This window comes from Streptacidiphilus sp. MAP5-3 (genome assembly GCF_041262505.1).
Taxonomy (GTDB): Bacteria; Actinomycetota; Actinomycetes; order Streptomycetales; family Streptomycetaceae; genus Streptacidiphilus.
In genome coordinates this window covers 99,418-119,757 of sequence record NZ_JBGCCL010000022.1, presented here as the reverse complement: position 1 = coordinate 119,757, position 20,340 = coordinate 99,418, and the positions used below count along the sequence as shown (strand labels likewise).

The window sequence follows — 20,340 nt, the reverse complement described above, 5'->3', positions numbered from 1 at the left end:
GGACACGGCACCCCTGCCTGGCCGGACGAAAGCGACAAGGGGATTCTGCCCAACTCCACCAACCAGAACGACACTTAGCCGCGACAATCTACTAGTGTTCTGAGTGTTCTTCGTCCGCCCTGACCTGGTCCGCCCTGACCTGGTCTGCGCTGACCTGGTCCGCCCTGACCTGGTCCGGCGCGACCTGGCCGAGGAACTGCGGCGGGACGTGGTCCGTCAGCCAGACCCCGTTGGCGCTGACCCGGAAGACGAACCCGGCTGCCGCCATCCCGGCCGCGTCCACGCTCAGCACCACCGGCCGTCCGCGTCGGCCGCCCACCCGGGTCGCCGTGGCGATGTCCGGCGACAGGTGCACGGCATGCCGCTGCATCGGACGCAGCCCCTCCCGCCAGATGGCGTCCAGCGCGCCGGGGTGCGTTCCGTGGAAGAGCCGCGCCGGTGGCGCGGCCTCCTGGTAGCCGAGGTCCACCGGCACCGTGTGGCCCTGGCTGGCCCGGATCCGGCCCCCGTCCGGGCTGAATGCAAACCGCTGCTTGTCGTTCTCCGCGACCACCCTGTCCAACTCGACCCGGCTGATCCGGCGGCCATGCGCAGCGGCCGCTGCGAGGAGCTGCGCGACGTCCACCCATCCGGCCGGGTCCAGGCGGATGCCGATGCTGCCCGGATCGTGCCGGAGAACCCGGGAGAGGAACTTCGATGTCCTGATCATTCTTCGGTTGTCGTCCATGGCGCCGACGGTAGGGCGAGATCCCGGCCCGCGTCGCGCACGTTTCGGCCGTACTCGCCGCCGGCGCCCCTGTCGAGCGTGCCGAGCGTACATGGCCGATCATGGTCGGGTGATGCGCATCTGCTTCGTCTGCACCGGGAACATCTGCCGCTCGCCGATGGCCGAGCAGGTGATGCGCGCACGCGTGGCCGAGGCGGGGTTGGCGTGCGGGATCCTGGTCGACAGTGCGGGCACCGGCTCCTGGCACGTCGGCGACCCGGCCGACGAGCGTGCCGTCCGGGTGCTGCGTGCGGCCGGATACGGCAGCGACCACGTGGCCCGGCAGTTCCGCCCGGAGTGGTTCGCCACGCACGACCTGGTCGTCGCGCTCGACCGGGGGCACGAGCGGGCCCTGCGCCGCCTCGCCCGGACCTCGGAGGAGGCGGCGAAGATCCGGCTGCTGCGCTCCTTCGACGCCTCCCGGCACACGCCCGACGGCGACGATCTTGACGTCCCCGACCCCTACTACGGCGGTCTGGCCGGCTTCGAGGAGGTGCTCGGGCTCTGCGAGGCGGGCTGTGACGGCCTGCTCGCCGAAGTCAGGAGCATGGTGCGCTGAAGCCGTCCCGGGGTGTCCGTGGGGCGTCCTAGACTCGTGGGTGATGAGCAGCCTCTTTGACGACATCCCCCTGCCCGGCCTGGACACCCCTGCCCCGGCGCCTTCGGCGGGCGAGCCGCCGTACGACCACGCGGCATACGGCGAGGCCCCGTTCGACGCCTCGTTCGAGGCTCCGCACGAGGCCTCGTACGACGCGCCGTACGAGGAGGAGATCCCGAGCGGGCTCTTCCAGTCCTTCGACCCGGCCGAGCCGGTGCCCGGGGCGTACTACCGCAACGGCGCGCCGCATCCGGTCCGGGACCCGGAGACGCTGCTCGACGGCATGAACCCGCAGCAGCGCGAGGCGGTCGAGCACGCGGGCTCGCCGCTGCTCATCGTGGCCGGTGCCGGCTCCGGCAAGACGCGGGTGCTCACGCACCGGATCGCCTACCTGCTGGCCGCACGCGGCGTGCAGCCGGGCGAGATCCTGGCGATCACCTTCACCAACAAGGCCGCGGGCGAGATGCGCGAGCGCGTCGAGGCCCTGGTCGGGCCGCGCGCCAAGGCGATGTGGGTCTCCACCTTCCACAGCGCCTGCGTCCGGATCCTGCGGCGCGAGAGCAAGCGGCTCGGGTTCACCTCCAGCTTCTCGATCTACGACGCGGCGGACTCGCAGCGCCTGATGGCGCTGGTCTGCCGCGACCTCGACCTGGACCCGAAGCAGTTCCCGCCGAAGTCCTTCACCGCCAAGGTCTCCAACCTCAAGAACGAGCTCATCGACGAGGAGACCTACGCCGGCCAGGCCGACAACCCGATGGAGCGCAAGCTGGCCGAGGCCTACGCGCTCTACCAGCGGCGGCTGCGCGAGGCCAACGCGCTCGACTTCGACGACATCATCATGACCACGGTCAACCTGCTCCAGGCGTTCCCCGACGCCGCCGAGCACTACCGCCGCCGGTTCCGGCACATCCTGGTCGACGAGTACCAGGACACCAACCACGCCCAGTACATGCTGGTGCGCGAGCTGACGGGCGGCGCCAGCGGCCAGGCGCCGAAGAAGACGGTGGACGGCGAGTTCGTGAACCCGGCCCAGGCTGCCCTGGCCGAGATCCCGCCCGCCGAGCTCTGCGTGGTCGGTGACGCGGACCAGTCGATCTACGCTTTCCGCGGCGCGACGATCCGCAACATCCTCGACTTCGAGGAGGACTACCCGAACGCCACCACGATCCTGCTGGAGCAGAACTACCGCTCCACGCAGACGATTCTGAGCGCTGCCAACGCTGTCATCGAGCGCAACAGCAACCGCCGCAAGAAGAACCTGTGGACGGCAGGCGTCGAGGGCACCCGGATCACCTCCTACGTCGCCGACGACGAGCACGGCGAGGCGCAGTTCATCGCGGACGAGATCGACCGGCTCAGCGACGCGGGCGACGCCAAGCCCGGTGACGTCGCGGTCTTCTATCGCACCAACGCGCAGTCGCGTGTCTTCGAAGAGGTCTTCATCCGCGTCGGCCTGCCCTACAAGGTTGTCGGCGGCGTCCGCTTCTACGAGCGCCGTGAGGTGCGTGACGTCCTGGCCTACCTGCGGGTGCTGGCCAATCCCGAGGACTCGGTGCCGCTACGCCGGATCATCAACGTGCCCAAGCGCGGGATCGGCGAGCGTGCCGAGGCGATGATCGAGGCGCTGGCCTCGCGCGAACGGATCTCCTTCCCGCAGGCGCTGTTGCGGGTGGACGAGGCGTACGGCATGGCCGCGCGCTCCGCCAATGCGGTGAAGAAGTTCAACGACCTGATGGCCAAGTTGCGCGGTGTGGTCGAATCGGGTGCGGGGCCCGCCGCCGTGCTGGAGGCGGTGCTGGAGGAGACCGGATACCTGGCCGAGCTCCAGGCGTCGACGGACCCTCAGGACGAGACGCGTGTCGAGAACCTGCAGGAACTCGCGGCCGTGGCGCTGGAGTTCGAGCAGGAGGAGCCGGTCGAGGGCCCGGACGGGGAGCCCGTCCAGACGGGTCTGCCCGGCTTCCTGGAGCGGGTCGCGCTGGTGGCCGACTCCGACCAGATCCCTGACGAAGACGGTGAAGGGCGGGGCGTCATCACGCTGATGACGCTGCACACCGCCAAGGGCCTGGAGTTCCCGGTCGTCTTCCTGACCGGCATGGAGGACGGCGTCTTCCCGCACATGCGGGCGATGAACAACACCAAGGAGCTGGAGGAGGAGCGCCGCCTCGCCTACGTCGGCCTGACCCGGGCCCGGGAGCGGCTCTACCTCTCCCGAGCGGTGCTGCGCAGCGCCTGGGGTCAGCCGTCGTACAACCCGGCGTCGCGGTTCCTGGAGGAGATCCCGCCGACCCTGGTGGACGAGAAGCGGACCGCCGCGGCGGCAGTGCCGTCGCTGAAGTCCGGCGGCTCGGGCGGCTCCGGCGGTGGATTCGGTGGCCGCTCGGCCGGCACGGGTACGGCGGGTGGCCGACGCTCCACGCCGGCGGCGGGCTGGGGCAAGAACGCGGGACGGATGAAGGACCGTCCGATGGTCAGCCTGGCCGTCGGCGACCGGGTCACCCACGACCGCTTCGGACTGGGCACGGTGATGGCGGTGTCGGGCCCGGCGGACGACGCGAAGGCCACCATCGACTTCGGCGCGGAGGGCACGAAGCAACTGCTGCTGCGCTACGCACCGGTCGAGAAGCTCTGAGCGCTGAGTAGTCGGGCCCGCCTCAGCGCGGGTCCAGGCCGCGGGCCAGCAGCCAGGGCAGTGGGTCCACGGCCGGGCCGCCGGTCGGGTGCACCTCGAAGTGGAGGTGCGGTCCGGTGGAGTTGCCGGTGTCGCCGGAGTAGGCGATCACCTCGCCGACCTTCACCGGGCCGCTGTGCAGCCGGTAGGCGCTGAGGTGGCAGTACCAGGTGATCGTGCCGTCCGGCGCGGTCACCTTGGACATGTTGCCGTAGAAGGGGTTCCACTCGGTGCTGACGGCCCCTCCGGTCACCGCGTGGACGGGAGTGCCGACCGGCACCGGGAAGTCGATGCCGGTGTGCAACTGCATCCAGTGCGTCCCGGCCTGGCCGAACAGCGCGCTGAGGCCGGTGTGGTAGGCGATCGGGAGCACGAAGCGCGGCGCCTCGGCGGCGGCCTTCTTGGCTGCGGCGACCCGCAGTTGCAGGGCGGTGCGGGCTTCGTCGCGGCTGGTGCGTTCGGCGGCGTCCCGCGTCTCGGTGCTGGTCAGCGTCTTCGCCTGCGCCTGCGCCTGGGCGGCGTCGGGGGCCGAGATGGCGGTCGTTGTGACGTGGTGGTGGGCGCTCAGGGGGCCCATCGTGGCGGCGGCTGCACCGGCAACTCCCAGAACCGCCGCGGACGGCGCGACGATGGTCAGCACCGCGGACCGGCGCCGGGCCGCCTTCCGTCGCGCCCCTCTGGCGGCGGCCCGCCCGCCGACGACGGGTGGTGCGGCGGGCGGCGGCGTGAGGGGGGCTGCGACAGGAACGTCGACGGAAGCGTCGGCCGGGAGGTCGACGATGGTGGCGTCGACGTAGGCGACCGCCGTGGTGGTCGGGTGGTCCGCGAAGGCCGCCGAGTACGCGGGCTGGGGCCGTTGGTACTCCGGACACCCGAAGTGCGCCTGACAGGGCTCCTGGTGGTACGCCTGGTGGGCCGGGCAGTAGGGATCCGTGTAGGGGTGCGCGTACGCATATGCGTCGTATGTGTCGTAGGCCCACTGCTCCGGGTACGGCCGACCGTGGTCGGGAAGGACCAGGGTTTCCTGGCCGTACCAACTGGTATCAGTGGTCACGGGAATCCCAATCCACCTCGACAGCGGGAAAGTGTCCGTGACTGTATCCCCGGTATCGCACCGGAAACAAGAGAACTCCTGAATTGTCCCCCCAGGTAGCCGTCTTACGATCAGGCGATCTGACGACTGTTCACTCGTCGTACTGGTGTCGATTTCTGGGCGTCCGTCAACGCCTCGCGCACACGCGTGAGTACCTCCCAGTGCACCGGCAGCGACAGGTGTCCGGCGGTGCGGACCAGCACGTTCTCCGTGGCGAGGTCGGGGTGGTCGAGTCGGGCGTGTTGGTGCGGAAGGATCAGCGCGTCCAGGCCGCCCCAGAAGCAGAGAAAGCGCGTCGAACATTCGGGCGCAGGCGCGCCGAGTTCGGATATCACCTCGCTGCCCGGCAGTAGTTGACGCACGATCGGAAAGGCGCGGAGTGCATGCGCCGCCACCGTGCCCTGGTGGGGCGTGCCGAGGGTCACCAGGGTGTGCACGTGTTCGCTCCCACCGAGGCGTTGTACGTAGTAACGCGCGATCAGTCCGCCGAGGCTGTGGCCGACGACGGCGATCCGTTCGCCGCCGTAGATCCAGCGGGCCTGTTCGACCTGGTGGCCGAAGAGTGCGGCGGCGCGCGGGATGTCGAGCGTCAGCGGGTTGTAGTTCAACGCGTGCACGTGGTCCCAACCGTGGACGTGCAGGTTGTGGCGGAGCAGCGTGAAGACCGCCCGGTTGTCGAAGAGGCCGTGCAGCAACAGGACGGGGGCGTGGGCGCCTCCGAGCGCCTCCCCGTCACCGCCGACCCCGCCCCCGGCCCCACCGATCCCGTCGGCCCGGTCCTGGCCGAGCCTGCTCTCCGCGACGGACTGACTGCGGCGCAGGTGGCCGCAGTGCTGCGGGCGCTCCGGCGGCCACGGCTCCGGCTGGAGGAACCCACCGGGGTAGAGCAGCAGATGGCCGGCCAGTGCGACGCCTTCCAAGCCGACACCCAGCCCGATGCCCAGCCCGGTCCCGCAGATCTCGCGCGCCCAGGCGCCGGTGCGCTCCGACACGATGCTCACAGCCACGACCTCCCCGCGGGTCGGATCCGGGAAGCGTCCGGCGTGGACGGGCGAGCAGGCTCGAGTCCCACGACGCGACGCGGCGGCGACCGTGCCGCACCAACCTCGTGCGGCGCCGGAGTCGCGGCCGAACGTGTGTCGAGGGCGCGCCGAGCGGGCGGCAGCACAGCGGTGGCTGCGTGACGGCTTGCGGCTCCCCGCTGCGCCTCGATGCCCCCGCCACCCTGATGGCCGCCTTGGTGGTGGATCACAGGCGGCTGACGACGGGTGGGCGTCGCCGAGGTGGGGTATGGCTCCAACGCGCAGTGAACTCGTCGATGAACGATGGATCAGGACGAACGGTGGATCATTGTGATTCTCCCCTCGCTCGGGTCTGCGAAACGGCGTCCGGCCCCGGCCGGGGATAACGTTCCGACACCGGATGCCGACACCGGATGGCAACGTCGGTCAACGCAGCAACTGCAAGGACGCAGGAGGCAAAGATGGGCGTGTCCGGCCCTATCCGCGTGGTGGTGGCGAAGCCCGGTCTCGACGGTCACGACCGTGGCGCCAAGGTGATCGCCCGTGCGTTGCGCGACGCCGGCATGGAGGTGATCTACACCGGGCTGCACCAGACCCCGGAGCAGATCGTCGACACCGCGATCCAGGAGGACGCGGACGGGATCGGCCTGTCGATCCTCTCCGGCGCGCACATGACGCTCTGCGCCAAGATCGTTGAGCTGCTCCGCGAGCGCGACGCAGCCGACATCGTGGTCTTCGGCGGCGGCATCATCCCTGACGCCGACATCCCGCAGCTCAAGGAGCTCGGCGTGGCCGAGATCTTCACCCCCGGCACGCCGACGCGCGACGTGGTGAGCTGGGTCGAGAGCAACCTGCGTGCGGGCGCCGCGGCCTGATCCTCGGGCGGCGGACCGTCCGGCTCCGGGCGCGGAAGGTCACCCGTCGAACCTGAAGGTCAGCCGGCGAGCTTGACGCCGCCCGGTTCGCGGCTGTCCGGTTCGCGGCTGCCCAGTTCGGTGAGCATCGCATTGCGGGTGCGCAACGTGCCGGCGAGCCGGGTGAAGACCTCCGCCCACGCTGCTGAACCGGTCGCGGCCAGCTCGTCGACGCGAGCGGCCGCGGCGACCGGCAACGAGCGCTCGGCGACGCCGAGCACGCCGCTGTGGCTCCACGGGTAGGCGCCGCCGTTCGCGGCCTCGGCGAGTGCGTCCAGCACCGTCGTGGACAGCAGCTCCGGCCACGGACCCGGGCAGGTGACCAGCAGCTGGAACGCGTCGGCCAACCCCTGTACGGACAGGAAACCCGCCGTCCACTCCGCCCGCTCGTCGGGCGGCAGTACGGCGACCAGGCGGGCCGGCGTGCCCGTTGCCCCATGGGCGGCGTGGACGGTGAGCAGCGCGCTCGCCCATGCGGCGTCGTGCTGGCGGACCGCGGCCCGGGCCCAGGCGTCGAACAGCTCGCGGGCCCACTCCGGGGTGGGCGAGAGCGCCAGGACCTCCTCCGGCGGGCCGATCAGCTCGGTCCAGAGACGGAGCGGGGTCGCCGCGACGATCTCGCCGAGCCAGAATGCCTGGTCACCACGGCCGGTCGGCGAACCGGCGGCTATGCCGTCTCGCTGCATCGCGGCATCGCAGCCGGTGGGCGGCTCGACGACCAGGTCCTGGCCCTGCAGGAAGACCGCCTGCCGCGCGCGCTGGGCCATCCGCCCGGCCAGAGCGGACCCAGGCAGCGTGGAGAGCAGCTCGGCCGCCGTCGCCCGGACGTTCTTGGCGCGGTCTGCGAGAGCGGCCTCCAGAAAGGCCTCGTCGTCCGGACCGAGGCCCTCCTGCAGTGCGTCCAGGAAGAGCAGCCGGTCCTCCGCACGTTCGCTGCGCCACGTCGTCCGGAGCAACGCCAGCCCGGCCGCGGGATCGCGCCTCCGGAGTCGGGTCAGGTAGGTGACACGCTCGGCGAAGAGACCCTCCTGCCAAAGGGACTGACTGTTTGTCGGATCGACTGTCGTGTCGTTGACCTCGGGGCCCTCCACGGGCACGCGCAGCACGAAGCGCCACTCGGGGTTGAGCCCGGCCAGCCAGCGCCCGACGGGACCGGCGACGGCAACGGCGTCCGGGCGGATTTCGCTCCGCTGGCGTGCGGTGTCGAGCAGTTGTGGGAGCAGTGACGAAGGCGGCGCGTAGCCGCGCAGCCGGGTGGCGGCGAGCCACTGCGGCAGCAGTTCCCCGGCTGAGCCGTCCGCCAGCAGGGACGCGAGTCGTCGTGCGGCGGCCGGAGGCAGCGGCGTGCGGGTGTCCGGTGGCGCGGCGGCCGGTATCTCGGGTGCGGGCGCCGGACGCAGACCGGCCCGGCGTGCCACGGTGAGCGCGGCGGCACGGTCGAGCAGGTCGGGCCGACTGCGGCGGTTGGTGCCGAGGAGGGCGTCCTCGACGAGGTCGGACCAGGCGGTTGCGGGAGGTGCAGGCGTCGTGGGCGTCACGTGAGGCCTTTCTGCCGGGGCGGGGTGCGGGGCAGCCGATGAACGTAGGTGAATTGCCCGCGCTCACAGCAGAAGGGATCCCTCGTCGGTCCAGGCGGTGACCGCATCGAAGCCGCGGCAGCCGCACTCGCCGAAAAGGGTGACTGGACGGCCCTGGGACGCGGCGACGAGCCGCCAGAGCGAGCCGGAGCGCAGCGGTATCGCGCCCGTGCCGTCGACCAGGCTCCAGCCCGTCTCCGTGGGCACCGGGACGACGTCCGAGACGACGACCGGCCAGCAGGTCAGCCACGGGTCGTCACCGAGCGCCGCCGCGTAGGTGTCCAGCGCGGCATCGACGGTCACGCCGGAGGGCCGCGGCGCGGCGGCGGGAGCGGCGTGGCGGGCGCCGAGGGCGGCGCGCAGCGGGCGGGCAGCCGGGTGGAAGGCCAGCTCGGCGTCGAGTGCCAGGCCGGTCGGGAGCGCCAACTCCGGCGCCACGCCTGGGCGGCCGAAGGAGAGCAGCAGCGCGGTGTGGCCCGACTCCTCACCCCGGAGCCAGAGCCGGCGCGTGGTGAGGCGCTCGTCGGCGCTGTCGCGGGAGCCGAGGACCAGCCACCGGTCGCGGACCAGCGGGCCGCGCAGTACCTCGGCGCTGTCGACGGTGAAGCCGACGCGGGAACGGACTGTCGCCGCCAGGGGTTCGGGCAACTCGCCGACCCGCTGGTAGCCCGAGGCCAGCAGGTGCAGCAGGCCGTACTCCTCCAGCAGGCGGGAGGGCCAGTCCGGTCCGGATGCCGGCAGCGCGCCCAACTCCCGTGCACGGGTGGCCAGGCCGGGGGCCTGGGCATCGACCATGCGCGCTGCGACGCCCTCCCAGAAGCGGTAGCCCTGGCCGGGCGCCTCGGCGAGCCCGGTGCCGAGCTGGTCCGTGAGGCGGGCCTGGAGCTCGGCCGTACCGACGGCAACGCGTGCCTCACGCCCGGCCCGGCGGGCGACCGCCGCGGTGTCGTCCTTTGGCGCGGACGCGGTGGCGCGCTCCGTAGCGCGCTCGGCCCGCTGCTGACGGGAGGTCAGCCAGGAGGCGGCCCACTCCGATGCTTCGGCGTCGGACAGGGCGTCGCCGGACCAGAGCAGCAACAGCGCCAGCGCGTGTTTGCAAGGGAACTTCCGGCTCGGGCAGGAGCAGTGGTAGGCGGGGCCGTCCAACGCGACCACCGTTTGGTAGGGCCGCGACCCGCTGCCCTTGCAAGCGCCCCACACGGCGGCGGCGGACGCGCCCGTGTCGGACCAGGGCTCCGCTTTGGCGAGCTTGGCGGCGGCCTTGGCCGAGGGGGCGTCAGGGGAGAGGGAGAGAACGTGATCGGTAGTCCAGCGATCGTTCATGTCCGTGACGTTAGAGCCCACCACTGACACATCGGGCTGCTGCGTAAGGCGTCGTTCACTCGTTCGGGGCGGTGGCCCGACGAATTGTCAGACCCACCGTGCAGAGTGGTTCTCGCAGGCGACGACCGGGCCGTGAATGCCCTGTCGACCTGCCGACTCTGCGTTTTCGACTGTGCTGCCGACCGTGTTTCTGACTGCGTTTCCGACCGCGTTCCGGCGGTCCGCCGACGATGCCCTGGTGCCTTCCTCCCTGAGGAGACCTATGTCCACGTCCACCACACCCTCCGTCCCCGTGCCCGACCCCGTGTCCGACCCTGTGCTCGACACCCCGGCCGAGGCTCCGGCCGTGCTCCGGCCGCATGCCGAGACGGCGTACGCGGCCGAGCTCGCGGCGCTCGCCGCCGCGGACGACCGGCCGCGTCCGGCGCGCTGGCGGCTCTCGCCCTGGGCGGTGGCCACCTACCTGCTCGGCGGCACGCTGCCGGACGGCACGGTGATCACGCCGAAGTACGTCGGTCCACGTCGGATCGTCGAGGTCGCGGTGACCACCCTCGCCACCGACCGGGCGCTGCTGCTGCTCGGTGTGCCGGGCACGGCCAAGACGTGGGTGTCCGAGCATCTGGCCGCCGCGGTCAGCGGAGACTCCACGCTGTTGGTCCAGGGCACCGCGGGCACGCCGGAGGAGGCGATCCGCTACGGCTGGAACTACGCCCGGCTGCTCGCGGAGGGCCCCAGCCGGGAGGCCCTGGTCCCGAGTCCGGTGCTGCGCGCCATGGCGGAGGGCATGACGGCCCGGGTCGAGGAGCTCACCCGCATCCCGGCCGACGTGCAGGACACGTTGATCACCATCCTCTCCGAGAAGACGCTGCCGATCCCCGAGCTGGGCGACGAGGTGCAGGCCGTCCGCGGCTTCAACCTGATCGCCACCGCCAACGACCGCGACCGCGGCGTCAACGAGCTGTCCTCCGCCCTGCGACGGCGCTTCAACACGGTGGTGCTGCCGTTGCCCGCCTCGTTCGACGACGAGGTGGACATCGTCGCCCGCCGCGTCACCGAGCTCGGCCGCTCGCTCGAACTCCCGGAGACGCCGACCGCGTTGGCCGAGATCCAGCGCGTGGTCACGGTCTTCAGGGAGCTGCGCGACGGCGTCACCGCCGACGGGCGGACCAAGCTCAAGTCCCCCTCCGGCACGCTCTCCACGGCCGAGGCCATATCCGTGGTCACCAACGGGCTCGCGCTGGCGGCGCACTTCGGTGACGGTCAACTGCGCGCGGGGGACGTGGCCGCGGGCATCCTCGGCGCGGTGGTCCGCGATCCGGCGACGGATCAGCTGATCTGGCAGGAGTACCTGGAGTCCGTCGTGCGAGAGCGCGCGGACTGGAAGGACTTCTACCGCAGCTGCCGCGACGCGGTTGCGCGCTGAGGAGGCGGCGTTGACGGAGACCGCCCTGTTGGGCATCCGCCATCACGGTCCCGGCTCGGCACGGGCCGTGGGCGCGGCGCTGGCCCAGTTCCGGCCGGACGTGGTGCTGATCGAGGGGCCGCCCGAGGCCGACGCGTTGTTGCCGCTGGCCGCAAGCAAGGAGATGACGCCGCCGGTCGCGCTGCTCGCGCACGTCGTGGACCAGCCGTCGCGGGCGGCGTTCTGGCCGTTCGCCGCGTTCTCGCCAGAGTGGGTCGCGCTGCGGCACGCCCTCGACGGCGGAATCCCGGTGCGCTTCGTCGACCTGCCGGCGGCGCACACCTTCGCCCTCGCCACCAGCGACGACGAGGACGAGAAGGATGAGAAGAACGCGAAGGACGAGAAGGCTGAGCGGGCCGAGAACGGCGATCCGGTCGAGACGTCCGTGGCGACGCTGCTCCTGGACCCGATCGCCGAACTCGCGCGCGCTGCCGGGCAGGAGGATGCCGAGCGCTGGTGGGACGACGTCGTCGAGCACACCCACCCGGCACGCATGGCCTCGTCCGGGGGCGCAGACGGAAGCACTGACGGAAGCATCGACGTGAGCGCTGACGGGAACGCCGACGCGCCGCCCGTCGACGCCCTGGCGCCGTTCCGCGCTCTCGCCGAGGCGATGGGGGAGCTGCGGGCCGGGGTTCCGGTCACGCCCGGGGACGCGCGCCGCGAGGCGCACATGCGCAAGCAGATCCGGGTCGCGGCCAAGGCCGGGCACCAGCGGATAGCCGTCGTCTGCGGCGCCTGGCACGTGCCCGCGCTCGAGCCCAAGGCGTCGACGGCCGCCGCCGACAACGCGCTGCTGCGCGGCCTGCCCAAGGTCAAGGTCGAGCTGACCTGGGTGCCGTGGACGCATCGTCGGCTCTCGCAGGCCACCGGCTACGGGGCGGGGATCGCCTCCCCGGGCTGGTACCAGCACCTGTTCGAGGCGAACGGCCAGCGGGTCGTGGAGCGTTGGCTGACCAAGGTCGCGGTGCTGCTGCGCGAGGAGGACCACGCCGTCTCCTCGGCGCACGTGATCGAGGCGGTGCGGCTGGCGGAGACCTTGGCCGTCGTCCGCGGTCGGCCGCTGGCCGGGCTGGCGGAGACGGTCGACGCGGTCCGCGCGGTGCTGTGCGACGGCTCGGACGTGCCGCTGCGGTTGATCGAGGACCGGCTGGTCGTCGGCGACGCGCTCGGCGAGGTGCCGGAGGGAGCACCAGCCGTGCCGCTGCAGCGGGACCTGACCCGGCTTCAGCGCGAGCTCCGGCTCAAACCCGAGGCCCGGGTCCGGTCCCTCGACCTGGATCTGCGGCGTGAGTTGGACGCGGCACGCAGTCGGCTGCTTCACCGGCTGACGCTGCTCGGCATCGACTGGGCGGTCCCCGCCCGTTCCCAGACCCGCTCCACCGGGACCTTCCGGGAGAGTTGGGAGCTGGCCTGGGAGCCGGAGTTGGCGGTCAAGGTCGCCGAGGCGGGCGTGTGGGGCACGACCGTCGAGGCGGCTGCCTCGGCGCGTGCCTCGGCGCAGGCGGTGGAGGCCGGTCGGCTCGGGGAGGTGACCGCGCTGGCGGAGCGCTGCCTGCTCGCCGCGCTGCCGGAGGCCCTTCCGGTGGTGCTGCGCTGCCTGGCGGACCGTGCGGCGCTCGACACCGACGTGGACCATCTTGCCGACGCCCTCCCGGCGCTGGTGCGCTCCCTGCGCTACGGCGACGTCCGGTCCACCGGAGCCGGGCTGCTGAGCGAGCTGGCGACCTCCCTGGCCGTGCGCATCTGCGTGGGGCTGCCCGCCGCGGCCACGTCGCTCGAGCCGGTGGCGGCAGCCGCGCTGGCCGACCGGATCACGGCCACCCACAGCGCGATCGGCCTGCTTGCGACGACGCTCTCGGAGACGGAACCCGCCGCCGAGCTGACCGAGCTGACCGAGTTGACTGAGCAGACCCAGGAGGCCGAGCCGACCGCGTCCACCGCGCCCACCGCGCGGCGTCAGCCAACAACACCGGACGTGTCGGAGCAGTGGGTCGCCTGCCTGCGCGGCCTGGTGCGGCGTGAGCTCGCCGCCGGAGTCGTTCGTGGCCGGGCCACCCGACTGCTGCTGGACGACGGCCGGTTGGCGGAGGACGAGACGGCCCGGCTGCTCGGGCTGGTGCTGACGCCTGGGGTCCCGCCCGCCGAGGGTGCGGCGTGGGTCGACGGCTTCCTCGCCGGCGGCGGGATGTTGCTGGTGCACGACCAGCGCCTGCTCGCGCTGCTCGACGCCTGGATCGCCGCGATCCCGGAGGACGTGTTCCCGGACGTGCTTCCGCTGCTGCGCCGCACCTTTGCCCGGCTGGAGGCCGGTGTCCGACGCAGCGTCGGCGAGCGGGTGCGTGACGGCATGTCAGGGCGCGACCGCCCGATGGACGCGCCGCTCGGCTTCGCGGTCGGGTTCGACGCCGAGCGGGCCGCGCCCGCTCTGGCCACGGTCCAGTTGATTCTGGGGACGGGGACGGGAGAGACGAAGTGACGCGGCAACAGACGACACATGACGCTCGGGGCACCGGCGATCACGGCGCTCACGAGGAGCACGGCGCTCACGAGGAGCACGGCGCTCACGAGGAGCACGGCGCTCACGAGGAGCACGACGATCACGACGAGCACGACGATCACGACGAGCGACTGCGTCGTTGGCGGCTGGCCCTCGGCGGGGACGCGGACGGGACCGGGCGGGCGCTCGCCGGGCGGGACGCCGCGATGGACCGGACCCTCGCGGCGCTCTACCAGCAGCGGCCCGAGGGCTCCGGGTCGGGCACGCGCAGCGCCGGGCTGGGCGGCTCCGCCCCGCAGGTGGCGCGCTGGCTGGGCGACATCCGCAGCTACTTCCCGACCAGCGTGGTCCAGCTGATGCAGCAGGACGCCATCGAACGCCTGGGCCTGGCCCGGTTGTTGATGGAGCCGGAGATGCTGGAGGCGGTCGAACCGGACGTGCACCTGGTCGCCACACTGATCTCGCTCGGCAAGGCGCTGCCGGAGACCACGCGGGAGACCGCCCGCGCGGTGGTCCGCAAGGTCGTCGCGGACCTCGAACGCCGGATCGCCACGCGCACCCGCTCGGTGGTCGGCGGCGCGCTGGACCGCAGCGCCCGCACCCACCGGCCACGCCACCACGACATCGACTGGAACCGCACCATCCGGGCCAACCTCGCCAACTACCTGCCGGAGCAGCGCACCGTCGTGCCCGAGCGTCTGGTCGGCTATGCGCGGGCGCAGCGGGCGGTGAAGAAGGACGTCATCCTCTGCATCGACCAGTCCGGATCGATGGCCGCCTCGGTGGTCCACTCGTCCGTCTTCGGCGCCGTGCTGGCGTCGATGCACTCGCTCAGCACCCGGCTGGTCGTCTTCGACACCTCCGTCGTCGACCTGACCGAGGAACTGGCCGACCCGGTGGACGTGCTCTTCGGCGTCCGCCTGGGCGGCGGCACGGACATCAACCGGGCGCTGGCCTACTGCCAGTCGAAGATCACCCGGCCCGCCGACACCGTGGTGGTCCTGATCAGCGACCTGTACGAGGGCGGCATCCGGACGGAGATGCTGAAGCGGGTGGCGGCGATGAAGGCCGCCGGGGTGCAGTTCATCGCGCTGCTGGCGCTCAGCGACGAGGGCGCGCCCGCCTACGACCGCGAGCACGCCGGAGCCCTGGCCGCACTCGGTGCACCGGCGTTCGCCTGCACGCCGGACCTCTTTCCGGAGGTCATGGCGGCGGCACTGCAGAAGCAGCCGCTGCCGATACCCGCCGAGTGAGCGGAAGCGGGGCTTTCACCCACATGGCTCAGCGCGGCAGAGGAAGTGCCGCCCAGACCGTCTTGCCGACCGTCTCTCCGCTCGCGCCGGGGCGGGGGACGGCGCCCCAGGCGGTGCTGAAGGTGTCGATCAGCAGCATGCCGCGTCCGGCCTCGTCGTCCTCGCCCGCGCGGGCGACCCGGGGGACGTCGCGCAGGTCCTCGTCGTCCACCTCGACGAAGAGCATCCCCCGGGCGCTCCACAGCCGGCAGTGCAGGCGTTCGCTGCTGGTGTGCCGGACGGCGTTGCCCACCAGCTCGGACATGCACAGCTCGGTGTCGGCCAGCGTGTCCGGAGCGAGTCGCCACATGGCGGCGGTGATCCGCACGAAGAACCGGGCCCGGGCGACCGACGCGGCGACGGCGGCGAAGGTGGCTGCTGCCTGGCGGTCCATGGGCCAGCTGGAACGGGCCGCGCCGAGCTCGGACGCGTGGGCTCTGTGTCCTGGACCGTCGTCGCAGCCCTCACCGCCGCCCTCGTCGCAGCCGCTGTCGAGGCCTCCGTCGCGGCTGTCTCCGCCGTCGGGGAGCGCACCCTCGGAGAGCGCACCGTCGGAGAGTGCACCGGCGGAAAGCGCGTCTGCGGCCGCGCCGGGACTGTGAGTGCTGTGCATCGGGCGTCCGCTTCTCGGGCACTTCGGACACGGGTGGCGGGAGTTCACCACGCTCTGTGATGTATCCGTTATACCTGCCGGGTTCCCGGCGCAAGGGTCCTTCCATGGATGTCCACCGAACGGCCGGAGTGAATCAGAAGCGCACACCCTGAAGGACGCCGAGCCGACGTCGGACCGGACGCCGGAACAGACGCCGGACCGACGCCGAATCGGACGCCGCGCGGAGCCGCGCCGGCGGGCAGGACCGAACAGCGGAGTCGCGCGCCGCGCCGCCCGTACCCCCGTTGTGATGGTTATCACCGGTCTGTGGAGCCTCCCAGGTGAACCCCGCACCCCGGACGGCGATAACCTGCGAGACGGACATGCCGCGTGCCACGCCGCCGTGTGCTCCCCGTAGCGAAGGCGCTGACGCCAGGACCCCTGCCAGGGCCCCCGCGCCCCCGCCCGACATCGGTCGTGTGCGGCACGCTGGGAAGACAAGCAGTCGCGATCACAAGGACGGACGCGCGTGGACCTGTTCGAATACCAGGCGAGGGACCTCTTCGCCAAGCACGGTGTACCGGTGCTGGACGGTGAAGTCATCGAGACCCCGGAGGCCGCTGCTGCGGTCGCCGAGCGCCTGGGCGGCCGCGCGGTCGTCAAGGCTCAGGTGAAGGTCGGTGGCCGTGGTAAGGCCGGCGGCGTCAAGCTCGCCGCCGACCCGGCGGACGCCGTGGAGAAGGCCAAGGCCATCCTCGGGATGGACATCAAGGGCCACACCGTCCACAAGGTGATGCTCGCCCAGACGGCGGACATCAAGGAGGAGTACTACGTCTCCTTCCTCCTCGACCGGACCAACCGGACCTTCCTGGCCATGGCCTCCGTCCAGGGCGGCGTGGAGATCGAGGTCGTCGCCGAGGAGAACCCCGAGGCGCTGGCCAAGGTCGCCGTCGACGCTGTCGAGGGTTGCACCCCGGCCAAGGCCGCCGAGATCGTCGCCGCGGCCAAGTTCCCGGCCGAGATCGCCGACCAGGTCGCCGAGGTCCTGCAGAAGCTGTGGACCGTCTTCATCGCCGAGGACGCCCTGCTGGTCGAGGTCAACCCGCTGGTCAAGACCGGCGAGGGCAAGATCATCGCGCTTGACGGCAAGGTCTCCCTGGACGAGAACGCCGGCTTCCGCCAGCCGGAGCACGAGGCGCTGGAGGACAAGGCCGCCGCCAACCCGCTCGAGGCGAAGGCCAAGGAGAAGGGCCTCAACTACGTCAAGCTCGAGGGCGAGGTCGGCATCATCGGCAACGGCGCGGGTCTCGTCATGAGCACCCTGGACGTCGTCGCCTACGCCGGTGAGAACCACGGCGGCGTCAAGCCCGCCAACTTCCTCGACATCGGCGGTGGCGCCTCCGCCGAGGTCATGGCGAACGGCCTGGAGATCATCCTGGGCGACCCGGACGTCAAGTCCGTCTTCGTCAACGTCTTCGGTGGCATCACCGCGTGCGACGCGGTCGCCAACGGCATCGTCCAGGCTCTGGAGCTGCTCTCCAGCAAGGGCGAGGCCGTCACCAAGCCGCTGGTCGTCCGCCTGGACGGCAACAACGCCGAGCTGGGTCGCAAGATCCTGACCGACGCGAACCACCCGCTCGTGCAGCAGGTGGACACCATGGACGGCGCGGCCGACAAGGCCGCTGAGCTCGCGGCTGCGAAGTAAGGGCTGGGGAACCGAGAATGGCTATCTTCCTCACCAAGGACAGCAAGGTCATCGTCCAGGGCATGACCGGCTCCGAGGGCATGAAGCACACCCGCCGCATGCTCGCCTCGGGTACCGACATCGTCGGCGGCGTGAACCCGCGCAAGGCCGGCACCACCGTTGACGTCGACGGCACCGAGGTGCCCGTCTTCGGCACCGTCAAGGAGGCCATCGCGGCCACCGGCGCCAACGTCTCCGTGATCTTCGTTCCGCCGGCGTTCACCAAGGCCGCGGTCATCGAGGCCATCGACGCCGAGATCCCGCTGGCCGTCGTGATCACCGAGGGCGTGCCGGTCCACGACACCGCCAACTTCTGGGCGTACAACAACCAGAAGGGCAACAAGACCCGCATCATCGGCCCGAACTGCCCCGGTCTGATCAGCCCCGGACTGTCCAACGCGGGCATCATCCCGGCCGACATCACCAAGGTCGGCCGCATCGGTCTGGTGTCCAAGTCCGGCACCCTGACGTACCAGATGATGTACGAGCTGTCCGACATCGGCTTCTCTTCGGCCGTCGGCATCGGTGGCGACCCGGTCATCGGCACCACCCACATCGACGCCCTTCAGGCGTTCCAGGACGACCCCGACACCGACATCATCGTGATGATCGGTGAGATCGGTGGCGACGCCGAGGAGCGCGCGGCCGCGTACATCAAGGAGCACATCACCAAGCCGGTCGTCGGCTACGTGGCGGGCTTCACCGCGCCCGAGGGCAAGACCATGGGCCACGCCGGCGCCATCGTCTCCGGCTCCTCCGGCACGGCCCAGGCGAAGAAGGAGGCCCTCGAGGCCGCCGGTGTCAAGGTCGGCAAGACGCCGTCCGAGACCGCCCGCCTGGCCCGCGAGCTGATCGGCTGAGACGGTTGACCGCCTGACCGCCTGACTGCCTGACGCACGCAACGCGCACGCGAAGCCGCCCTGCCGGAGATCCCTCCGGCAGGGCGGCTTCGCGTTGTCAGCCGTCAGTTGTCAGTGGTCAGTGGTGGGATTTCTTGGTGGAGGAGGACTTCTTCTGGTGGCCGCCGTGGCCGGAGTGCCCTGAATGACCGGGGCGGTCACAGGGAAGGGAGAAGATCCGGCAGAGAGCCGGCGTGCTGTTCTGGTCGGCGCTCGTCCCTGTGCTCGTCCCGGCGCCCGTCGTCGGCTGGGCGGTCGGGCTGGACTGCGTGGTCGGGCCGGCCTGCTTCCCCTTGGAGTTGGCGGCGTCGGCTGCCTGCTGCTTCTTCTGCTTGGCCAGGGCGGCCTCGTAGCGGGCGCGTTCGGCCCAGTCGACGGGGATCGACGGCAGCCTCTGGTGCGGCAGGTGCTTCGGCTGCGCCTGGGCCGGGGAGTAGAGGGCGAGTTGGGTGGCGTTCGGGTTGGGGTGGACGATGATCGGCCGCTCCGCCGGGTGCATCGGAGTGCCCCACAACAGCGAGGCCGCCAAGCCGCCCGCCGTCGCCAACGTCAGCACGCCGGACGCCAGGGTGAGGCCGTGGTCGTGGAGCCGGGCCCGGGTGCGGGTGACACCGGGTGCGGTCAGCGGTTCCATACCCGCACAGCCGCGTTCGGCGGTCCTGCGCAGCCGCGCGCCCAGGCGACGGCCGAAGCCGCTCTGCTCCGGGTCCGACCCCACCACGCCCGGCACGGCCTCCGCGAGCGCGCGGCGGCCCCGCGCCACGCGGCCGAAGGTGACCGGGGTGCTGCCCTCGACCTCGGCGGCGGTCTGCGCCCAGTCGAGCCCTATCACGTCGTGCAGGACCAGGGCCCGTCGCTGCGGGCGGGGCAGCCGCATCAGGGCCTTCATCAGCGCCTTGTCGGAGCCGGCCTGCTCCGGGTCCGCCTGCGCGGCCGCTTTCGGGTCCGCCTTGGGAGCGGCAGCCGGGGTGAGATGACGGTGCGGCAGGCGCAGCAGGTGCTGCATGCGCGGGCCGCCGCGGTGCCACGGCGACAGGGCCAGCTCGAAGGCCGCGGCGCGCACCCAGCCCTCCGGCGAACTGTCCAGGCTGACGATGCGCCAGTCCGTCCAGGCCTGCTGGAAGGCACGCCGGACGCAGTGCGCGGCGCGGTGCTGACTGCCGGTCAGCAGGTAGGTCTGCTGCACCAGGCGCGGCCCGGCGTCGCGGTAGAGGGCGTCGAACGTCTCGGCCGTGGGCATTGGCGTGGCCATGGGCGGGGGAGCGGGTGGCGACGTGGGTGGTGATGTGGGGGCGCTCGGCGCGGCGAGCGGCGACTTGTTCCCGTTGACCTTGCCGTTGACGGTGCCGTTGGCCTTCCCATGGCCGTTGACCTGCGGCCCTGATCCGGAGTCGACACTGCGGGTCGCGGCGGGCGGAGCGTGACCGACGGAGCCGTGCCGTCCCGGTGCACCCGGCGCAGGGGCCAGCGAGGAGAGGGTCGGTGCGGACGGCTGCTGCACAGCCGCGTTTTGTGGGGTTGTCACAAGGCTTGGGGGAGGGGGCGGCTGAGGCCGGGTCTCCGACTTCTGCTGCGCTCCGGATGCCTTCGGTGGAGCCTTTGCAGGTGCTTTGGCAGGCGCTTCGGCGGGCAGGGAGGCGGCAGCTGACGGAGCGTCGGCTCCGACCTCGGTCATCTTGTCCGGGGCCTGAGCTTTGTGCCCTGCCGCCCCTGCTGCCCCTGCCGCGGAGCGGCGGGCAGCCTGGGCCTGCTTCTTGGTGCGGCGGCGCGGTGCGGGCGCGGTCATGCGGGCACCTCGAGGATCGCTGTGGCCGGGGTGAGGCTCAGTCGCATATATGAATTGTTGGAGCAAAGAGTGACAACTGCATGTTTTGTGACAGATCGGGC

15 protein-coding genes are annotated in these 20,340 nt (G+C 71.7%); 8 read left to right on the top strand and 7 right to left on the bottom strand.

Annotated features, from left to right (window positions below):
- Positions 1-91 precede the first annotated feature (91 nt).
- Positions 92-727: an RNA 2'-phosphotransferase gene (locus ABH928_RS27050; RefSeq protein WP_370071046.1), complete on the bottom strand. Its 636-nt coding sequence runs from the start codon at positions 725-727 to the stop codon at positions 92-94.
- 91 nt (positions 728-818) lie between these two features.
- Here ABH928_RS27050 and ABH928_RS27045 point away from each other — a divergent pair, with 91 nt between their 5' ends.
- Both ABH928_RS27045 and pcrA read left to right on the top strand, forming a co-directional pair.
- Positions 819-1,325 (top strand): low molecular weight protein-tyrosine-phosphatase, encoded by a 507-nt coding sequence (locus ABH928_RS27045; protein WP_370071042.1) that lies wholly within the window; start codon positions 819-821, stop codon positions 1,323-1,325.
- Between the two features lie 43 nt (positions 1,326-1,368).
- Positions 1,369-3,996 carry a DNA helicase PcrA gene (gene pcrA / locus ABH928_RS27040; RefSeq protein WP_370071040.1) on the top strand — a complete coding sequence of 876 codons (2,628 nt, stop codon included), beginning with the start codon at positions 1,369-1,371 and terminating at the stop codon, positions 3,994-3,996.
- A gap of 22 nt (positions 3,997-4,018) precedes the next feature.
- Here the strand turns inward: pcrA and ABH928_RS27035 are convergent, their stop codons facing one another.
- Together ABH928_RS27035 and ABH928_RS27030 are read right to left on the bottom strand one after the other, a co-directional pair.
- Positions 4,019-5,089 (bottom strand): M23 family metallopeptidase, encoded by a 1,071-nt coding sequence (locus tag ABH928_RS27035; RefSeq protein ID WP_370071038.1) that lies wholly within the window; start codon positions 5,087-5,089, stop codon positions 4,019-4,021.
- A 110-nt stretch (positions 5,090-5,199) separates the two neighbouring features.
- Positions 5,200-6,129, bottom strand: a complete 930-nt coding sequence (locus ABH928_RS27030; RefSeq protein ID WP_370071036.1) for an esterase/lipase family protein — start codon at positions 6,127-6,129, stop codon at positions 5,200-5,202.
- Between the two features lie 482 nt (positions 6,130-6,611).
- Between ABH928_RS27030 and ABH928_RS27025 the strand changes: the two genes are divergently transcribed.
- Positions 6,612-7,025, top strand: a complete 414-nt coding sequence (locus ABH928_RS27025; RefSeq protein ID WP_370071034.1) for a cobalamin B12-binding domain-containing protein — start codon at positions 6,612-6,614, stop codon at positions 7,023-7,025.
- A 59-nt stretch (positions 7,026-7,084) separates the two neighbouring features.
- On the opposite strand, the gene ABH928_RS27020 is transcribed toward ABH928_RS27025, so the two are convergent.
- Entirely contained in the window at positions 7,085-8,602 is a 1,518-nt protein-coding gene (locus tag ABH928_RS27020) for a DUF5691 domain-containing protein (RefSeq protein ID WP_370071032.1), read from the bottom strand.
- 63 nt (positions 8,603-8,665) lie between these two features.
- Positions 8,666-9,964, bottom strand: coding sequence for an SWIM zinc finger family protein (locus tag ABH928_RS27015; protein ID WP_370071030.1), 1,299 nt, complete (start codon positions 9,962-9,964; stop codon positions 8,666-8,668).
- A gap of 262 nt (positions 9,965-10,226) precedes the next feature.
- On the opposite strand from ABH928_RS27015, the gene ABH928_RS27010 reads away from it, so the two are divergent.
- The 3 genes from ABH928_RS27010 to ABH928_RS27000 all read left to right on the top strand — a co-directional run bounded on the left by ABH928_RS27010 (position 10,227) and on the right by ABH928_RS27000 (position 15,179).
- On the top strand, positions 10,227-11,387 hold the full coding sequence (locus ABH928_RS27010) for an AAA family ATPase (RefSeq protein WP_370071028.1): 1,161 nt from the start codon (positions 10,227-10,229) through the stop codon (positions 11,385-11,387).
- Positions 11,388-11,397: 10 nt separating this feature from the next.
- The gene (locus ABH928_RS27005) at positions 11,398-13,905 is read left to right on the top strand and encodes a DUF5682 family protein (protein WP_370071026.1); all 2,508 of its coding nucleotides are present in this window, start codon (positions 11,398-11,400) and stop codon (positions 13,903-13,905) included.
- A gap of 152 nt (positions 13,906-14,057) precedes the next feature.
- On the top strand, positions 14,058-15,179 hold the full coding sequence (locus ABH928_RS27000) for a VWA domain-containing protein (RefSeq protein ID WP_370071059.1): 1,122 nt from the start codon (positions 14,058-14,060) through the stop codon (positions 15,177-15,179).
- Between the two features lie 28 nt (positions 15,180-15,207).
- Here ABH928_RS27000 and ABH928_RS26995 read toward each other — a convergent pair whose 3' ends face one another.
- Positions 15,208-15,831 (bottom strand): ATP-binding protein, encoded by a 624-nt coding sequence (locus tag ABH928_RS26995; protein ID WP_370071024.1) that lies wholly within the window; start codon positions 15,829-15,831, stop codon positions 15,208-15,210.
- A 508-nt stretch (positions 15,832-16,339) separates the two neighbouring features.
- Here ABH928_RS26995 and sucC point away from each other — a divergent pair.
- Both sucC and sucD read left to right on the top strand, forming a co-directional pair.
- Complete coding sequence (gene sucC / locus ABH928_RS26990) at positions 16,340-17,515, top strand: ADP-forming succinate--CoA ligase subunit beta (protein ID WP_370071022.1); 1,176 nt, start codon at positions 16,340-16,342, stop codon at positions 17,513-17,515.
- 17 nt (positions 17,516-17,532) lie between these two features.
- Positions 17,533-18,414, top strand: coding sequence for a succinate--CoA ligase subunit alpha (gene sucD, locus ABH928_RS26985; protein ID WP_370071020.1), 882 nt, complete (start codon positions 17,533-17,535; stop codon positions 18,412-18,414).
- 118 nt (positions 18,415-18,532) lie between these two features.
- Here sucD and ABH928_RS26980 read toward each other — a convergent pair whose 3' ends face one another.
- A complete protein-coding gene (locus ABH928_RS26980) occupies positions 18,533-19,954 on the bottom strand; it encodes a hypothetical protein (RefSeq protein WP_370071018.1) in 1,422 nt (473 codons plus the stop codon).
- Positions 19,955-20,340 lie beyond the last annotated feature (386 nt).